The 13,167-nt window shown below is 27.9% G+C and carries 20 protein-coding genes; 8 read left to right on the forward strand and 12 right to left on the reverse strand.

Annotated elements, in window-relative coordinates:
- The 5 genes from FMM56_RS08615 to FMM56_RS01585 all read left to right on the forward strand — a co-directional run.
- Positions 1 to 234: hypothetical protein (locus FMM56_RS08615; RefSeq protein WP_190319004.1), on the forward strand; the 234-nt coding region annotated here is incomplete at its 5' end.
- A 54-nt stretch (positions 235 to 288) separates the two neighbouring features.
- On the forward strand, positions 289 to 438 hold the full coding sequence (locus tag FMM56_RS08620; RefSeq protein ID WP_190319005.1) for a hypothetical protein: 150 nt from the start codon (positions 289 to 291) through the stop codon (positions 436 to 438).
- Positions 439 to 457: 19 nt separating this feature from the next.
- Positions 458 to 712 (forward strand): hypothetical protein, encoded by a 255-nt coding sequence (locus FMM56_RS01575; protein WP_150207594.1) that lies wholly within the window; start codon positions 458 to 460, stop codon positions 710 to 712.
- Positions 713 to 726: 14 nt separating this feature from the next.
- A complete protein-coding gene (locus FMM56_RS01580) occupies positions 727 to 975 on the forward strand; it encodes a hypothetical protein (protein WP_150207596.1) in 249 nt (82 codons plus the stop codon).
- Positions 947 to 1,447 carry a hypothetical protein gene (locus tag FMM56_RS01585; RefSeq protein WP_150207598.1) on the forward strand — a complete coding sequence of 167 codons (501 nt, stop codon included), beginning with the start codon at positions 947 to 949 and terminating at the stop codon, positions 1,445 to 1,447. The genes FMM56_RS01580 and FMM56_RS01585 overlap by 29 nt, the downstream gene beginning before the upstream one ends.
- A 1,370-nt stretch (positions 1,448 to 2,817) precedes the next feature.
- On the opposite strand, the gene rplQ is transcribed toward FMM56_RS01585, so the two are convergent.
- The 7 genes from rplQ to infA all read right to left on the reverse strand — a co-directional run bounded on the left by rplQ (position 2,818) and on the right by infA (position 6,117).
- Positions 2,818 to 3,171: a 50S ribosomal protein L17 gene (gene rplQ / locus FMM56_RS01590; RefSeq protein WP_150139902.1), complete on the reverse strand. Its 354-nt coding sequence runs from the start codon at positions 3,169 to 3,171 to the stop codon at positions 2,818 to 2,820.
- Positions 3,172 to 3,174: 3 nt separating this feature from the next.
- The gene (locus FMM56_RS01595; protein WP_150207600.1) at positions 3,175 to 4,188 is read right to left on the reverse strand and encodes a DNA-directed RNA polymerase subunit alpha; all 1,014 of its coding nucleotides are present in this window, start codon (positions 4,186 to 4,188) and stop codon (positions 3,175 to 3,177) included.
- 12 nt (positions 4,189 to 4,200) lie between these two features.
- The gene (rpsD, locus tag FMM56_RS01600; protein ID WP_150139904.1) at positions 4,201 to 4,827 is read right to left on the reverse strand and encodes a 30S ribosomal protein S4; all 627 of its coding nucleotides are present in this window, start codon (positions 4,825 to 4,827) and stop codon (positions 4,201 to 4,203) included.
- Between the two features lie 19 nt (positions 4,828 to 4,846).
- Positions 4,847 to 5,239, reverse strand: coding sequence for a 30S ribosomal protein S11 (rpsK, locus tag FMM56_RS01605; RefSeq protein ID WP_150139905.1), 393 nt, complete (start codon positions 5,237 to 5,239; stop codon positions 4,847 to 4,849).
- Between the two features lie 9 nt (positions 5,240 to 5,248).
- Positions 5,249 to 5,614, reverse strand: a complete 366-nt coding sequence (gene rpsM, locus FMM56_RS01610; protein WP_150139906.1) for a 30S ribosomal protein S13 — start codon at positions 5,612 to 5,614, stop codon at positions 5,249 to 5,251.
- A gap of 2 nt (positions 5,615 to 5,616) precedes the next feature.
- Positions 5,617 to 5,730, reverse strand: coding sequence for a 50S ribosomal protein L36 (rpmJ, locus tag FMM56_RS01615; protein WP_150139907.1), 114 nt, complete (start codon positions 5,728 to 5,730; stop codon positions 5,617 to 5,619).
- A 168-nt stretch (positions 5,731 to 5,898) separates the two neighbouring features.
- On the reverse strand, positions 5,899 to 6,117 hold the full coding sequence (infA, locus tag FMM56_RS01620) for a translation initiation factor IF-1 (protein WP_150139908.1): 219 nt from the start codon (positions 6,115 to 6,117) through the stop codon (positions 5,899 to 5,901).
- Positions 6,118 to 6,253: 136 nt separating this feature from the next.
- Here infA and FMM56_RS01625 point away from each other — a divergent pair, with 136 nt between their 5' ends.
- Both FMM56_RS01625 and FMM56_RS01630 read left to right on the forward strand, forming a co-directional pair.
- Complete coding sequence (locus FMM56_RS01625) at positions 6,254 to 7,882, forward strand: multidrug ABC transporter permease/ATP-binding protein (protein ID WP_150207602.1); 1,629 nt, start codon at positions 6,254 to 6,256, stop codon at positions 7,880 to 7,882.
- Positions 7,883 to 7,911: 29 nt separating this feature from the next.
- Positions 7,912 to 9,132, forward strand: a complete 1,221-nt coding sequence (locus FMM56_RS01630; protein ID WP_150139910.1) for an HD domain-containing protein — start codon at positions 7,912 to 7,914, stop codon at positions 9,130 to 9,132.
- A gap of 225 nt (positions 9,133 to 9,357) precedes the next feature.
- On the opposite strand, the gene FMM56_RS08625 is transcribed toward FMM56_RS01630, so the two are convergent.
- The 4 genes from FMM56_RS08625 to FMM56_RS01645 all read right to left on the reverse strand — a co-directional run bounded on the left by FMM56_RS08625 (position 9,358) and on the right by FMM56_RS01645 (position 11,112).
- Entirely contained in the window at positions 9,358 to 9,498 is a 141-nt protein-coding gene (locus FMM56_RS08625; RefSeq protein WP_190317918.1) for a hypothetical protein, read from the reverse strand.
- 111 nt (positions 9,499 to 9,609) lie between these two features.
- Positions 9,610 to 10,101: a flavodoxin FldA gene (fldA, locus tag FMM56_RS01635; protein WP_150139911.1), complete on the reverse strand. Its 492-nt coding sequence runs from the start codon at positions 10,099 to 10,101 to the stop codon at positions 9,610 to 9,612.
- Positions 10,101 to 10,796 carry a hypothetical protein gene (locus FMM56_RS01640; protein WP_150139912.1) on the reverse strand — a complete coding sequence of 232 codons (696 nt, stop codon included), beginning with the start codon at positions 10,794 to 10,796 and terminating at the stop codon, positions 10,101 to 10,103. The genes fldA and FMM56_RS01640 overlap by 1 nt, the downstream gene beginning before the upstream one ends.
- Position 10,797: 1 nt before the next feature.
- A complete protein-coding gene (locus FMM56_RS01645; RefSeq protein WP_150139913.1) occupies positions 10,798 to 11,112 on the reverse strand; it encodes a DUF2325 domain-containing protein in 315 nt (104 codons plus the stop codon).
- Between the two features lie 133 nt (positions 11,113 to 11,245).
- On the opposite strand from FMM56_RS01645, the gene FMM56_RS01650 reads away from it, so the two are divergent.
- On the forward strand, positions 11,246 to 11,449 hold the full coding sequence (locus FMM56_RS01650; RefSeq protein WP_150139914.1) for a 2-hydroxymuconate tautomerase family protein: 204 nt from the start codon (positions 11,246 to 11,248) through the stop codon (positions 11,447 to 11,449).
- Positions 11,450 to 11,510: 61 nt separating this feature from the next.
- Here FMM56_RS01650 and FMM56_RS08630 read toward each other — a convergent pair whose 3' ends face one another.
- Positions 11,511 to 12,848, reverse strand: coding sequence for a hypothetical protein (locus FMM56_RS08630; protein ID WP_190319006.1), 1,338 nt, complete (start codon positions 12,846 to 12,848; stop codon positions 11,511 to 11,513).
- Positions 12,849 to 13,167: the final 319 nt, after the last annotated feature.

The following is a 13,167-nucleotide window of genomic DNA, read 5'->3' on the forward strand; positions in this document are numbered from 1 at the left end:
AATCAAGGAAATTTTGAAATAAGAATAAAAAATATAAATTTAAGTAAAACAACAAAACAAAGCAATAATATTATAATAAAAAATTTCTTTATATTTGTTTGTGTTGAAGAAAGCAAACAAAACTATATAGCAAAATTACAAATTACTACTAGGGATATAGAAAAAGGTTACATTGAAGTTGATTTTAGAGTTTTTATTATATCTTTAAGTGAGAGTAAAATGTTTAGGGAATAGGAAAGGGATAAGGAAAAGAAAGAGAAAAATAAAAATATACAATTTACCTTGCAAATGTTAAGACAAGTATTTAATGGGGTAAGTGATGAAGAAATAGATAAGATTAAAATTTTACAAGAAATGGTTGATGAGTTAAATAGAATTCATGATTGTAGACAAGCTATGTATATTCACATTATAAGCTTGATACTAGAAATAGAATAAAACATTTTTTGCACAAGCAATGATAGAATGTGGAAATACTTTAGAACTTGAAGAAGATTTGCGTTACACTAGAGAATCATTATTAAAAGATAAACGATTTACGGAAGAAGAAGCTAATAAATATGGATATATAAAAAATATTCAAATGGCTAATAAGATTCAAATTGCCAATATTAAATATAATGGTATATATGGCAATATTAAAAATAGTAATGATGGTTGGAATTTCAGAGATAGGGGTTTAATACAACTAATTACCAAGATTTTACAATAAAAGCTAGAGAATTAATGTGGATAGACAATACAATAGATTTTGAAAAAAATCCAAATTTGATTTGTGAAAATGGAAAATATGCCATTATGAGTGTAGCATATTTTTGGGTAAATAAAAAATGTTTTGAAAAAGCAAAAAATACGAATAATGGAAGTATAGATGCTATAACAAATATTATTAATAAACATACTGATAGTTATAAAATAAGGCAAGAACAATACCAAAGGATAAAAAATGCCAATATTTTTAAAAATTTTATTTAGTTGTATATTTTTCATTACTTATCCAAACTTAGATATAAGTTCTTATGCAATCTTAAATGAAAAATACTATCTTGTGGTAGTAGACAACTATATTAATGATGATTTTGGAAACAGAGGTTTATCTTATAATTGCATAAAAATCTTTAAAGATATAACACTAACTCAACAATTTTGTTTTAATGTAAATGCTATAATTAAAATAGTAAATAAAATGCCATTTTTTACCATAGAAACATTACAACAAAACAGAATAGGTGAAACTACAAACACTTATTTAACCTTTCAACTTATTAATGATAAATTTTATTTATACCAATATAGTAAAAAAGAGTGGCATATGTATAAGGATAAAGAAGCTATAGATAATATTTTTATTTATTATAGGCAACCTAGGGATTTACAAAATAAAAAGCTTATTCTTTTAGATAATGTCAATGATGAATTGTTGCAAAATCTAGAAGAAAGTAAGTAAAAAATAAAATAAAGGTATTTTTCTTTATAATATATTTTAATTTCTTTTTTATGGCATTGTATGAAATAAAAATTTTTCATGCTTTATATGATTACATTAAGATATAAAAGAAGTACAAAGAAAGTTTAACTTATATAAGTAATAAAATTGATTATAATGCAGGTCTTATAGTGATTGATTCTTTTATTGTGTATATTTTGTCTTATATTTTTTATTTTAAAGGCTGATATTTGTTTTTATTTTTGTATTTAAATTAAAATTTTTTTGCTCTTGTTTTATAATGTTTTTATGATTTACTTTTTATTTCTACATTTTTATACGCATTTATATTTTTTCCAGTTATAAAGAAAGAAATGTATTTTGCAGATGATAGTTTTATTATAATTTTTGAAATGACTAGATTATTGTTTTCTATTTTTTTATTATGCTTAGCCTATAAATTTGAAAATTTAACAATTGCTATTCTTATTTTTTACAATATGCAATTTATTATCACCTTTTAATTTATTAGAAAGATTTTTCTTTGGTATATGATATAATGAACTATGAAATATTTTATATTAATTGTATTGTGTGTATTTGGTTTTGCAAGAGATGATACTCTTATGCATAAAAACATAGAATTTTATTAAAATAAAAATATAGATTTTACACAAGAAATAAGTAGTGTTTTAGAAAAGTATTGTATAAAAGATAGTGGATGGATAGAAACTTATAATAATATTGAAGTTTTATATTTACATGCTTTTAATTATGATTGCAACTTTCAAACAAATTTGTTAAGTATTATTACACAATATATAAAAAGTATATACACTGATATAGATACAATTACAGCTTTTGAACCTATCAATAAAGATTATACGAGTATTTAGATGGATTTTTATATTAAAAGGCATTTAAATTTTCATAAAAATATAAGTTATAGTATACAATTTTATATAACTCATGATTCATTGTGGAAAAATAGTGATGGAGAAAATGGATTTTTAACAACTTATATTAGAGAAAATTCTGCCTTTTTAGGCATAAATCAATATTCTATAATAAAAAATTTATTTTCAAATGTAAAAGAACAATTAAATAAAAAATCATTTATTATTATTCCTATAACAATTCGTTTTAAAAATTTATTAGCAATTAATACTTTAAAAGATTTTAAAATGTTTTGTTCTTACAAGATATCAAAAAACCAAATAAAGAAGATGAAAAAAAGATTTTATTGCATATATCAAAAATATCTTAATAATTCTTCTTTACCTTACTGTGAGTAAGATAATAAATTTATAAAAAAAGATAAAGTTGAAAATATAGTTAAAAAATATTGCAATAATTCAGAATTTAAAAAAGCCCTAAAAAAGGGCTTTGTCTTAGGCTAGAAATTCAATATAAGCCATCTGGGCTGCATCGCCACGACGCAATCTAGTTTTGATAATCCTAGTATAACCACCATTTCTTTCTTTGTAATTTGGTGCGATTTCACTGACTAGTTTATTAGTAGCATTTTTATCTTGCAAATGTGCAAAAACAGCCCTATGTGCGTTAAAATCGCCCACTCTAGCCCTAGTTATAAGTCTTTCTACATAACCTCTAAGCTCTTTAGCTTTTGGCAGAGTTGTTTCAATCTTACCACTATTTACAAGGGCTATCGTTAAATTTTTAAACAAAGCACCTCGGTGAGCTGATGTTCTGCCAAGTTTTCTATATCCGTGTTTATGTCTCATTTTTTATCCTTCATTTTGTGCTTTTAATTCGACGATTTTTTTCTTTAAAATTTCCCTACTATCGCCAAGTTTAGAAGTACCTACAGGAAAACCTATGCTTTCCATAATGCTTTTAATTTCATCTAAAGATTTTTTACCTAAATTTTTAAGTCCTGCTAAATCATGCGTACTCATTAAGGCTAACTCACCTATATAAGTGATTCCAGCCTTTTCAAGGCAATTAAAACTTCTGGCACTTAAATTTAAGTCAGTGATATTTTGTAAAAGCTTGGTATTTTCTAACTCATTATTTGTAGCTTGATTTTTAATTACACTTCTTACATTTGTAATCTTATCAAAAACAGAAAGCTGTCTATACATAGCTTCTAAGGCATTTTGAAAGGCTTCATTTGGCGTAATTTGTCCATCAGTAGTTATGGTTAAAATAACCTTTTCATAATCAGGATTATCTTCAAACAATACCTTTTCAATATCATAAGTTACTTCTCTAATAGGAGTAAAAAAGGCATCAAGTGCGATAAATTTGGCATCACTTAACTTTTCTTTTATCTCCTCGCTTGGAACATAACCTATACCCTTTTCTATGATTAAAGTAAAATTTAACTCAACATCCTCGTTAATAGTGGCTAAATATGCATCCTCGTTAACTACTTCAATCTTATCATTGCTTAAATCTTTGCCATGAATTTCTTTTGGTCCCTTAAAGCTAAATTCAACTATTTCTTTCTCGCTCTCGCCCTTTACTTTAAAGCGAAATTTTTTAAGATTAATAATAAAAAGTGCTACATCTTCAAGCATACCACGCATACTATCAAATTCATGGCTAACGCCTTCAATATAAACAGCAGTAGGTGCAAAGCCAACAGTACTAGCATATAATAAACGACGCAAAGGGTGGGCTAGGGTGATTGCATAACCTATCTCAAAAGGCCAAGCACTTATCTTAGCCTCATTTTCACCGGTATTTTCAATAGTAAATTCAGTCGGAGTATAAGCATTTGTTGTAATATGTCTCATAGTTCGCCCTTATTATTTTGAATAAAGCTCAACAATAAATCTTTCCTCAACAGGAATGACAACTTCTTCTCTTTCTGGATTTCTAGTAAAAATTCCAAATCTTTTCTCTTTTTCAACATCAACCCAAGCAACAATACCTGTTTGTGCAGTAAGTTCTATAGCCCTGGTAATTTGTGGATTATTTTTACTTTTTTCTATGATCTCAATCTTAGAACCAGCCTCCACCCTGTAGCTAGGGATATCTACTCTTTTTCCATTTACTAAAACATGCCCATGTGTTACAAGTTGTCTTGCAAAACGGCGAGTAGTAGCAAAACCCATCCTATAAACTACATTATCAAGTCTTTGTTCTAAAAGTTGAACAAGTAAAACTCCTGTATTGCCTTCTCTACGAGCAGCCTCAGCAAAAAGTCTTCTAAATTGTTTTTCGCTAATGCCATACATAAATTTAGCTTTTTGCTTTTCTCTTAATTGAAGTCCATATTCGCTTATCTTGCCTTTTTTAGCCCCGTGTTGTCCAGGTGCATAAGGTCTTTTATCTAGTGCGCTTTTTCCAGCTAATCTTCTTTCGCCCTTTAAGGCTAAGCTTACACCAAAGCGTCTTTCTAATTTTTCTACTGGTCCTCTATATCTTGCCATAATATTCTCCTTTTAAATCTTAGACACGACGACGTTTAGGTGGTCTACAACCATTATGAGAAAGTGGGGTAATATCTTTTAAAAATGTTACCTTAATACCTTCCATAGCACCTACACTTTTTACAGCAGTTTCTCTACCACTTCCTGGACCTTGAACCTTAATGCCTACTTCTTTGATTCCATGTTCTTTAGCCTTATTTAAGGCATCTTCAACAGCTTGTTGTGCAGCATAAGGGGTTGATTTTTTAGAACCCTTAAAACCTAAGCCTCCAGCACTACTCCAAGCTATAGCATTTCCCATTTCATCAGTAACTGTTACCATAGTATTATTAAAAGTTGCACTAATATAAACAATGCCCTTGGCTATATTTTTTTTGACAACTTTTTTCTTAACGATTTTTCTTTTTGCCATTTTAAGTCCTTATGATTTTGCACCAACGGTTTTTCTTTTACCCTTGCGAGTTCTAGCGTTTGTCTTTGTTTTTTGACCACGTACAGGTAAGCCTTTTCTATGTCTTAAACCCCTATAACTTCCTAAATCCATTAAGGCTTTAATATCCATAGCAACTTGTTTTCTTAAATCACCTTCCACCATGTAATGTTCTTGAATTTCTTTACGAATAGCAGCGGCCTCGTCCTCGCTAAGCTCACTAACTCTTTTATCATAAGAAATTCCTGTCTTATCAAGAATCTTTCTTGAAGTAAAAAGTCCTATACCAAAAATATAGGTAAGTCCATACTCAATTCTCTTTTTCTTTGGTAAATCCACACCTGCAATACGAGCCATATTTATCCTTGTCTTTGTTTATGTTTTGGATTTTCGCAAATAATGCGAACTACGCCTTTTCGGCGAACTATTTTACACTTGTCGCACATCTTTTTAACCGATGCTCTAACTTTCATGCCCTTCTCCTAGAATAAAATTCCACTTAAATTTGCGACTACATATAGGTTTGTGAATAACCAACTATTTTTAAAACAAGCGGTAAATTTTAAAAATACTTCTTTTTTGGATATTTTTGTCGCAAAAAAGGTTAATTGTATCTAAATTTAGCTTTTAAAAAACTTATATTACTTGTATCTAAAAGTAATACGACCCTTATCTAAACTATAAGGCGTAAGTTCGACCTTGACCCTGTCCCCTGGCATTATTTTAATATAATGCATACGCATTTTACCAGCTATATGACAATGTATAATATGCTTATTATCAAGTTCTACTTTAAAATTTGCATTTGGTAAGGCTTCTATAACATTACCATCAATCTCTATGACATCATCTTTTGCCAACTTTTTCCTCCTTTTTTTAAAATTTAAACAAGGCTGTATTTTATCAAAAATTTGATTAAAAATTTTACTTTTTTAAAAAAATATTAAAATTTACTCTGTTAAAATTTGATAATAGGTATTATTTATTGGAGCATAAATGTCTTTTATAACCGAGCTTTTAAAACAAAATAAACTTAAATTTAGCCTTTTTTTATTTTTCTCATTTTTTACTAGTTTACTTGGGGTTTTAACCCTTGCCTTTATAAATGAATATCTTTTAAAAAATGCAGGCAATACGCCCATTATTTATTTTATTCTTATCTTAGTAGTATTTTTTTTAAGCTCCTCCTTTGTTGAATTAAGCCTTAGTATTTTTGGACAAAATTTTATCTATAAAATGCAAAGGCGTATAGTTAAACAAATTTTAGATACTTCCTTAGTACAAGTTAGCAAAACAGGCAAGGCAAAACTTTTGGCCTCTTTGAGTGCTGATGTTAGGAGTATATCTTTTGGCCTATTAAGATTGCCAGAATTCTTACAATCTAGCATTTTAATTTTTTGCATTTGCTTTTATCTTTTTTATTTATCAGCTCAAATTTTTATACTTTGTTTTGTGTGGATAGCAGTACTTTTTTTAGTGAATAATTTTTTAATGATGAGAGTATATTTGTATTTTAGAAAATTAAGAGAAAATGATGATAGTTTGCAAAAGGATTATCAAAATATACTCGATGGGCATAAAGAATTAGCCATTAATGTTTTTCGTGCAAAATATTATTATGAAAATGAATTTGATAAAAATGCAAAGAAAAAGCGAAAAAATGGCATTATAGGTAATGTTTTAAATAATATCTCTAACAATTTTAGCAATGTAACTCTTTTAGCATTGGTAGGGGTGCAGTTTTATTGTGCCTTGAAATTTAATCTAACTAGCCTAGAAAATGCTACTACAATAGCCCTTTCTATACTTTTTTTAAGAACTCCTTTAATCTCAATAATAGGTTCTTTTCCTACTCTTATACTGGCAAAAATTGCCCTTGATAAGATAGCAAAACTTGAACTTAGCGAGTATAAAAGCGAATTTAATCTTTTAAAAGATAAATTCACATGGCATAAAATTAGCTTTAAAAATACAAGCTTTTCTTATGATAAATTTCATTTAAGCCCTGTAAATTTAGAACTTCACAAGGGCGAATTAGTATTTTTAATAGGTAAAAATGGTAGTGGAAAGTCTACCTTTTGTATGCTTTTAACCGGGCTTTTTAAGCCAAAAGAAGGTCAAATTTACCTTGATGAAGAACTAATAAATGATGAAAATATTTATAAGTATCGCTCCTTGATATCAGTAGTATTTAGCGACTTTCACCTCTTTACTCAAACCTTAACAGATGATGAATTTGCAGATAATGAAAAGATAGATTTTTGGCTAAATTTCTTAGAACTTGAACAAAAAACCCAGGTGCAAAATGGAGAACTTAGTATTACTAAGCTTTCAAGTGGACAAAAAAAACGTTTAGCTATGTTTATAGCCTTGCTTGAAGAAAGGGATATTTTAGTACTTGATGAATGGGCAGCGGACCAAGACCCTGTTTTTCGTCGCTTTTTTTATAAAAAACTTTTACCACTTTTAAAAGAAAAAGGGAAAACCATTTTTGCTATAACTCACGATGATGCGTATTTTGATAGTGCAGATAGAATTTTGCTAGCACAAAATGGGGTTATAAGTGAGCTAAAGGGTGAAAATATTAAAGAATTAGCCTCAAATTTAATAGCAAGTTTTGAATAATTTGCTAAACTTTCAAAAAAGGATAAAAAATGATAAATGTAAAGCTTATAGAACATATTTTCAAGGCTGCTTCAATTAGTCGCTGGAATGATTACCCTAGAATGCTAAATTTAGTGGAACTTGACAAACAAGCCCATAAATTTATAATAGCTTATTTTATAGCCAAAATGGAAAAAGATGTAAATATGCGTTTTATAATTGAAGGTGGAATTTTTGAGTTTTTAAGCAGGGTAAATATCACTGATTTAAGGCCTGATGTTTATCATCAAATTATGATACAAAAAAAAGAACAAATCAATCAATTAGTTTTAACAAAAATGCAAGAAATGGCACTTGAAAATATTGAAGATGGTGCTTTTTTAAAACGTTTTGAAAATTATTTGCATGAAAAAGATAAGCAAGATTTTTCTAAGGAAAGATTGATTTTAAAGGCTGCTTCTTATTTTTCTACGCGTTGGGAATTTAATATAATCTATCAAACCTCTTCTTTTTTAAATGATATTGATGAGATAAAGGCCAAGGTAGAAGAAGAGTTAGAAGATTATTATGAATTAATAGGGGCTAGAAAGATAGCCTTAAATCAAAAAATTGCTAAAATCATAGATTTAAGTGGCAGGCTTCGTTTTCAAAAAAGATGGGCTCAAACGCCTAGAATCCCAGAAACCACGGTGCTAGGTCATATGCTTGTAGTTGCAATGCTTGGTTATTTTTACTCTTTAAAGGTAAAGGCTTGTGATAAAAGACTTGAAAATAATTTTTATTGTGCCTTGTTTCATGATTTACCAGAAAGTTTGACAAGAGATATTATAAGCCCTGTAAAATATGGCGTTGAGGGTCTTGATGAAATAATAAGCGAATATGAAATGAAGTTAATAAATGATAGAATTTTACCCTTTATACCACATGATTTAAAAAAAGAATTTTCCTATATTTTAGGCATTAGAGACAATAAAAAGAATGAATTTGAAAATCGCACCTTTAAAGATAATATTGCAGCAGTTTGTAGTGGAGAATTAAGCGATTTTAATAGCGATGAGTACGGGGCAATTGATGGCAAGGCCTTAAAATGTTGCGATAGATTAGCAGCTTTGATTGAAGCCGGTCTTTCCATAAGCTATGGCATAAAATCAAAAGAATTATTAAGTGGCTTTGAAAGCAGTTATAAGCATTTTGAAACAAATAAAACCTTAAATGCTGTAAATTTCTTTGAACTTTGTAAGAATCTTAGGGAGTATTTTGATATTAAATAACACAAAAAATTTTGTGTTATTTAAGAAAAGACTAATGAAAACGAAAAGCCATTACAGCACTTTTACAATTATCAGCATTTGGATATTTAAAATCTTCTCTAATTTTTAAATCAATGTCAAAACTTATTTTTTCATAAAAATCACGATTTTCTCGTATATTTTTGAGTTTAATTCTTTTAATTTTGTATATGTTTCATTTGTATACAAACTTGATTCTTTTAAACACTACTCTATTTTCTTTTCTCTTTCCTTTGTATTTTTTCTATAATAATTAGCAGTTTTTAACTCTTTATCTATGTAATCTCCACAACCCACAAAAGCAACACAAACTAAAATGCCTAAACCCAAAACGCCAATTTTTCTCATTTTTTATCCTTTTTTTAAAAAATTTCGGCGATTATACATTTTTTTTGATATTGCTTAAAATAAGGATAATTTTATAGTTAAAGCAAGATTAAAAATCTTGCTTTTTAGTGATTAAGAAAGTTGATTTTTAATCTGGCTAACCCAAGCATCAATTCTTGATTCTGTTAAATCTTCTTGATTGTCGTTATCCAACGCAAGGCCCACAAAGCTACCATCAACGACAGCCTCACTGCTTTCAAAATCATAGCCTTCCACTGAAACAGCTCCGACCAATTGAGCACCTGCATTTTTTAAATTCGTAGCTAATTTTCCCATTCCACCACAATATGTATCAGAATAACCTTGACTATCGCCCATTCCAAATACAGCTACCTTTTTGCCAGAAAGACTTAAAGAACCAAAATCAAAGGCATCCCAATCATCTTGTAAATCACCGCTTCCCCAAGTAGAAGTTCCACAAATCAAGCTATCATAAGAATTTAGCTTATCAGCATTTACACTGGCTATATTTAGCACATCGCTAACCCCTAATTTTTCGGCAATTAAATTTGCAGCACCTTCTGTATTTCCCATAGCACTTCCATAAACAACTGCTATTGACATTACAATCTCCTTATAAGTTTATTTGATATTGAATACGGAACTAATTTTAACATAATTTTGTTTAAATCGCATAAATCATGTTTGATTTGTATAAAATGTGTGAAGTTTTCACTCCTTGGGCAAACAATATAAAGTTTACAAAAGGAATTTTTAGTTATCAAACTTAATGCTTTTTGAATTTCGTTATCTATATCTAGTTTATTGGTATCAATTTTTTTATCAAAAATTAACAAGGCAAATTCTTTGTTTATAATAAGCAAATTATCCTTTAAAATAAAGTTTAAATTTGGATTTTGCCTTGAAATTTTATCATAAACATAGTGCGTAAAAAGTTCACTATTTTTAAAACAAGCCCCATAAAAATAAAGCTTAAAAAGCTTTTTTAAAGAGCTTTCGTTACTTTTAGTAGCATTAAAAAAATAAGGCTTCTTAGTTTTAAAATTTTTTACAAAAAGGCTAGCTTGAAGACAAATTTTATCAATCTTAGCAAAATTAACATTGCTTAAATCATATAAAAAAAGTTTAAAAATTTCTTTTAAATTTCTAGCCTTTTTTGCATAAGATAAGGGAATTTTCAAATCATCATCTACATTTGCATTGTATTGATATAAGAAAATTTCATTTATCTTTGTCCTATTATAATTTGCATAAATTTCTGGTATAAATTCATCTTTCTTATCAAAGCCAAAAAACATTTTAATCCTTAGGACAAGAAAATTCTTTATCTAAATTAAAAATTTTGCAATACTCACAAAACACGCAACTAACACTTCTTTTAGCACACACAAGAGGAATTTTGCGTTTTTTTGCCTCAGTTTTTATCTTTTTCATAGTGTTATGATTTAAAAAACTAGTAAGCATTACTATACATTCAGTATCATTTGGGATTGGTTTTCTATTAACGCGATTTTCGTTCCTAGCGTCCCAATGTTCAATCTTTTTTGCACCCAAATCTGTCAAAACTGCTTTAATAGGCGTAATCTCATCTGCCCCAATAACTAAAACTGACATAATAACTCCTTTTAAGTTGATAATTGTTATTATAATATACCAAAGCTAAAAATATTTTGAAATTTATTATCAAAAATTATTTTTTAATCAAATTTAACTATAATTCCTTAAAATTCATAAAAAAGGATTAAAAATGCCCTTTGTAAATATAAGAATTACAAAAGAAAATGGCACTCCAACGACTGCCCAAAAAGAAGCCTTAATAGAAGGAGTGACCGAACTTTTAGCAAAAGTACTTAATAAAAACAAGGCAAGTACCATTGTAATAATCGATGAAATAGATACTGATAATTACGGCCTTGGTGGAGAAAGTATAACTAAACTTAGAAAAAAATGATAAAAATTATTATGGAAATTTCAAACTATACATTAAATATAGTTTGAAATTTATCGTATATTTAAAGAGGTTTTTTAAATTCTCTTTCGAGCCTTTTGGCCTCAAAATAAAATTTAATTAATCCACCCTTATACCATTTTTTATAATGTTTTATAAAACTATCCCCTAACTTATAAGATAGATAATTTTTAATCTTTAAACTTTCTTTATAATCTCTGCATTTTTCAAATGGTGTTAAATTTATCTTTAAATTTTTTTTATGTTCTTCGTTTATGTAAGATAATACAAAGGGTAATCTAATAAGACCCATAAAGGATTTTGAATTTATAATAATAGCTTTTCCAAATTTATAACAAAGGTGATTTTTAACCCTAGTACAAGCAGGACCCTCGCAAAGACTAAGTTCATTTTTTAATTTTATGTTTTCATCTTGCAAGGGCTTTAAGGCTTTATTCTTAACCATTTGTGCGTATTGATTAAAATCTTTTATAAGTAAGAGTATATTAGGCATAATATGAGTAAAATCGTATTTTTTATCTATTAAGATACTATAAGTATTTAACTCATCAAAGTTAAAATTCTTTTCATCTTCTTCATTTTCAATTAGAAAAAAAGCTATTATGTCAGCATATTTATGGCATTTTGCATTTTCAAGCCATACCGTAGTGATATGGTGAATTTCACTTACAAAGTCTTCATAGTTGATTTTTACAATACTTTTTTCATCTATAATAAAATTTTTTTGTATCTCTATAAACATATTCATAAAGGGAAGCCCCTTGCTAATGTTTATATCTTTGTTTTCTAAAATTATACTTGAGTAATTCATTCTACATTCTATAAAATTTTTTACATTAAAATCAGGACTTAAATTTTTATCATTTAACCAAGAATGAATCCCTATAAGCTTTAATCCCTTATATCTTTCATCAAATTGTAAAATAGTATCCTTATTTAATCTATAACAAGTTTCATTAAACATAGAATTAGATATATTTATTTCTTCTAAATCTCCCTTTATTAGCTTCATTTCACTTGGTTTAACTATCTCAAATTTGGTATTTTTAGTTTTTATATCTTTCTTTGGATAAGAAAAATTATTTAAGTTTTTAATTATATTTTTTCCAATCTCACGCATTAAACTAGCTGCTTGGTGAACTCCATAAGACTTACCAAAATCACTTATTTTATTGTTTTCATAATATTTTTTAATATCTATTATATTAAAACCAAAATGGCTAGCATAGTGTTTATGTAGATTGTCTATTATATTACACTCTCCACGCCATAAGGGTAAAATTAGTATTAAAATCTTTGTATTTAAGCTATATAAATTTTCATAATGCAGTTTTAAATCCCTATTTATAAGCTTAAATGGTAATTTATGATAAGGTTCCAAATTATTACAAATTTCGTTTATATTGCTTTCTGTAATAACTAAAGAAGCTTGTTCTAAAATTTTTTGATTTCTTTTACTCTCATATAAGTTTTGTAGTGCAGTACAAGACCCAAGGCCAAAATTATGAAAGACCCCCCCCCATAGCCGTAACTTCTTCTTTTATGCCAAGTTGAAGTCCATTGACCATTACCGAATTACTTCCTCCAAGTAAGACTATATCCATGTTTATCCTTTTTAAGTTTTGGCTATTGTATCAAAAAAAAAAAAAAACATAATTCTATCGTCTTTTAACTTTATTTTTTAAAGCTTAGTGTCTAAA

It is taken from the genome of Campylobacter sp. LR264d (genome assembly GCF_008633895.1).
Classification (GTDB): Bacteria; Campylobacterota; Campylobacteria; order Campylobacterales; family Campylobacteraceae; genus Campylobacter_D.